This is a genomic window from Patiriisocius hiemis, assembly GCF_031846325.1.
Classification (GTDB): domain Bacteria; phylum Bacteroidota; class Bacteroidia; order Flavobacteriales; family Flavobacteriaceae; genus Patiriisocius_A; species Patiriisocius_A hiemis.
The window spans coordinates 1-4586 of the sequence record NZ_JAVRHZ010000013.1 but is presented as its reverse complement, the minus strand read 5'-3'; the positions used below and the strand labels follow the sequence as shown (position 1 = coordinate 4586).

The following is a 4586-nucleotide window of genomic DNA, read 5'->3' as shown; positions in this document are numbered from 1 at the left end:
TATCTTTTTAGGGTAAAATGTCCTCTAAACTGTTTTCTAGTTTCATCTTCGGTGTATTCAACTAAGAACCAGTAATCACTTGAGGGTAACGGGCTGCCATTATAGACTCCATTCCATCCATTGGATAATGGACTTATTTGCTTTAATAGCTTTCCATATCTGTCAAATATATAAATTTTTGCCGTAGGGTCTGCTTGGCCTATTCCAATGATATTCCAACTGTCATTAAAACCATCTTGGTTTGGAGTCACAAATCTTGGGTAGTCTATCACACTTACCACTACTTCTACACTCCCACAGCCATTAATATCTCTAATAGTTACTATATGACTTCCAGGGGTTACATCTTCAAAAATACCGCTGTCTTGAAAAGGACCATCGTCTAATTGGAACTCATAGGTTCCTTCTCCTTCTGCAGTAGCCTCTATAATATGGTTGCTTGCAAAAGCACCACTTGTCACTATCGCATCAAATGTAATAGGTGGTGAAGACATAAACACCGTTGTCTCTGCCGTAGTCTCACAACCATTAATACTATCTGCTACTGTTACTGTGTACACGCCTGCCACTTGAGCTACTATAAAAGGGTTAATCTCTCCTACTTGTAACTCGCCGTCTATCTCCCATGCAAATGTATATTGGGATGGATCTAATCCTGTATCTATTGTTGGTGGAGATGGATCTCCATCTTCTTCTGGGATTAAATTACCATCTGCATCTACACATATTCTATAGCTCTCTTCTAAGACTACTTCTGGAGATGGATCTACTTGTAGTATCATACTACTGGTTGCAAAACACCCAGTTGTATGGGTTACACGTATGTGAATACGTTGTGGGTTAATTACATTGGTATACGGAAACGATATCGATGGGCTTCCTGCTTCTGCACTCTCTAGCGTTTCATGATAGGTAATGGTAAAGTCTAGATCACTTTGACTGCCTAAAATAATCGCGTTTAATGCTTCTACGTCTTCATTACTAGTATCATTTAAATTAAAGCTAGCAAAACCATCTCGAGGATCGCCCTCATTATCACAGATTACAAAAGGTTCTGTAGGTTGATTGGCCACAGCATCTTGACGTACTTCTATAAAAAACGATTGTAAACCACCTATATAACATCCTGTGTCGGTATTCAAAATTCCTACAAAAATCTCTTGTGGATTTACTGTGTTTGAAAATGAATCTGAGTTTATAATAGGACTGCTTCCTACTTCTGCATTAGGTTGGTCTAAAAAGTATTGAACATCAAATATCGATGGGTCTTGACCATTTAAGGCTTCTTCGTCTTTTTCGTCTAAATTAAACGTCGCCACACCATCAAAAATAAGCTCACAGATTATTAAATCTGAGATTATACCACTATCATCTGGTAATGGGTTAACTCGTAAAACAACTTCTACAATAGTAAAACACCCTAATCGTGCTGGAGGTACATCTCTTGTAACACGAGCATAAATAACTTGTTCTTCTGGGGTTGTGTTTTGGTATTCCGTCGGGTTTTGTATCTCTGTACCTACTACTGCTTCTTCTGCTAGTACAAGACTTTCATAGTACAACACATTTACATTGGGCTGTCCAGCAATAATAGTCGCATCTAAGGTGGTTAAATCGAAAAACGATACACCATCACTTGTATTGGTATCTAGTGGCCCTCCTTCTCCATCACAAATCTCAAAAGGGTCTGGAGTCATTGCTGCTGGATTGGGTAGTACTTCTAGCGTTAATGTGGTTTCTACTTCACAACCAAAGGCTGTTTGTACGGTAACAAAAATATCTTGTGGGTTCTCTATATTCCCCATAGCATCTAAGTTTTGGTAACTGGTAGGGTCACTAATAGGGTTGTCCGCAGCTTGATTGGCTAGACTTGTATAATAGAATACTGCATAGCTGGTATTACCATCGGTAATAGTAGTATTGGCAGTTGTTAAGTCAAATGTAGCTAGACCATCATCTGGGGTGCTGCCATTTACTTCATCATCACAAGCCAATAACTCAAAGGGTGCAGTCCCTAAAACTGGTAAGGGTTCTACAATAAGTTCAAAATTTAGTATTCTAAAACAACCGGTAGTGGTATTCTCTACTCGTACCCAAACGGTCTCTCCTGAACTCTCATAAGCATCGTCTGGCATAATCTCATTGGTAGGTGGTTCTGCCATAGCGTCTGCTTCAGTTGGATAATATCCTACTGTGATAATTGAAGGATCATCTTGTGCATCCAGTATAGGTGCTGTGTTTAGTGATAAATCAAAGAACACACTTCCGTCACCATCATCACAAACAGATAATGGGTCTTGAAAATCTGAGGTAGGCTCATTGGGTAGCTGTGCTACTTCTAATGCTACTGCTACTATTGTATAACAAGGGTTAACTCCTGGAGGTACCGTACGTTCTACACGCGCATAAATGGTCTGATTGAAAGGTACTATGTTTTCATAAGGACTTGGCAACACATCTAGTGGATCACCTGTCTGAGCATCTACAACGCTTACATAAAAGGAAGTCACTACATCGGTCTCTCCATTTTCTATCTCGGTAATAAGGTCTGGGTCTTCTAAATCAAACATATCGAATATCCCATCGTTATTCTCGTCACAAGCTACTATTGGCATCGGAGATACGGCAGCTGGATTGGTCTCTACATTGATAAAGAAACTGGTCTGAGCGGTACATCCTTGTGCATTAACTACATCTACAAATATCTCTTGTTGAGGACTTACTATATTTTCATAACTTTCTACTTCTAAGGCAGGGATAGGGTTATCAGCAGCTTGGTCGGCAGCAGAGGCATAGTAAACAAAGTTTAATGTAAAGTCGCCTTGATTGATAAGACCTTCGTTAACGGTTAAATCAAAAACTCCTACACCATCTGGGGCGTCAACTCCGTTGTCTACATCACAGGCAAATAAATCATCTCCTACGCCAATAGCTGAAGGGGTATCAATCTCTAACATAAAGGAACTTACTCTTGCACATCCTGTAGTGCTATTTTCTAAACGAACCCATATGGTTTGACCTGTATTGCTTGGATATGCCATTGCCAAGGCAGGATCAATTTCATTGTCGGGGATTTGAGCATCGGCTAAACTTGTATAATATGTAATAGGAGTGACAAAATCTAAAGGGTCTTGACTCCCTATAACTGCTGTGTCTTGTGCTGTTAAATCAAACTCGGCTGTGCCATCGCCGTCATCATCACAGGCACGTAGTGGATCTTGAAAACTACTATCAGGCTGATCTGGTAAAGGTATAACTGTTAAGGTAAGGGGAACAATACTATAACAGGCTAAAGTCGCTGGCGGAGAATCTTGTGTAAGTCTCGCAAATACTACTTGTGTATCTGGGGTTGTATTCTCATAAGGGCTTATTAACTCTGTCCCTGGTACATTGTCTATAGCATCCTGCAAGGTCTCAAAGTATAATAGCGTAACATCGGTTGCGGTTCCTATAATCTGAGCATCTCTCTGTGTTAAATCAAAAAAGCCTATCCCGTCATCTGGATCCATATCCCCAGCTATAACATCTCCATCACAGATCTCAATAGGGTCCGGAGCATTAGCGTCTGGATTAGGAAGTACTCTAAGGGTAACAGTAAAGCTTTGGGTACATCCAAACTCCGTAGTTACTAAACCAAAAACAGTTTGTGGAGTCGCTATATTCTCATAATTATCCGGAGTCAAAATCTGATTAGGAGACACCCCGTCTGGATCGTTTACAAACCACGTTACTACATCATTAGGATTCGTAATAGCGCCAGCTTCAAGTTGTGTTAAATCAAAAAAGGCCATCTCGGTAGGGACACCGTCTTGAAACTCTTGGTCACACTCAAATAACTCAAAAGGACCATTGTCCGCTGGTAATGGGTCTACGATAAGTTCAAATGAAACAATACTGTAACAACCTGTAGTCCCATTGTTAGGCATCGTACTCATCGTATTTCCTACTACTAATACATATATGGTTTGAGGGGTACTTGCGTTCTCAAAATTATCAGGCATGCCTATCGCGCGTGGAAACGTAGGGTTAGGCTGGGACGCTAAGGCTGCATCTCCATCTAGCATCGCATCAAGCTGGTCTTCATAATAATATACATCGTACTCATCTGGTGATAAAACTCCTAGTACTTCTAACTCTACCTGGGTTAAATCAATTCCCGTAGTAATACCATCGGCTACAGCATCATCGCATACACGCAATGGACCCGATGGGGTGTTAATCTCTGGTAAATCTCTTACTATTAAAGATAAGGGTACTATCTCAAAACAATTATTGGTAGCACTATCTACTCGTGCCCAAACTCCACCAGTACCAAATAAAGGATCTAAAACATCAGTCACAGGTATATCATTATAAGCATTGTCATTACAATACAAAACATCACCAGTACCAACATCTACCGGTAAAGGCAATTGATTATTCTGTGCATTTATCCTCGTGCCAAAATAGGTCACAGTTAAATCAGGATCACCACCTGTTATATCCAACGTAGCATCGTCTAAACGAAACGTGCCAAATCCATCATTAGGCGTGTTTGTATCACAAGACATACCACTACCATCATCACATATAATTAATGGAGAGGG

At 40.3% G+C, this 4586-nt stretch carries 1 protein-coding gene; it reads right to left on the bottom strand.

Annotated features, from left to right (window positions below; all coding sequences use genetic code 11):
• On the bottom strand, positions 1-4586 hold a 4586-nt coding region (locus tag RM538_RS13325), incomplete at both ends, for a T9SS type B sorting domain-containing protein (protein WP_311333931.1).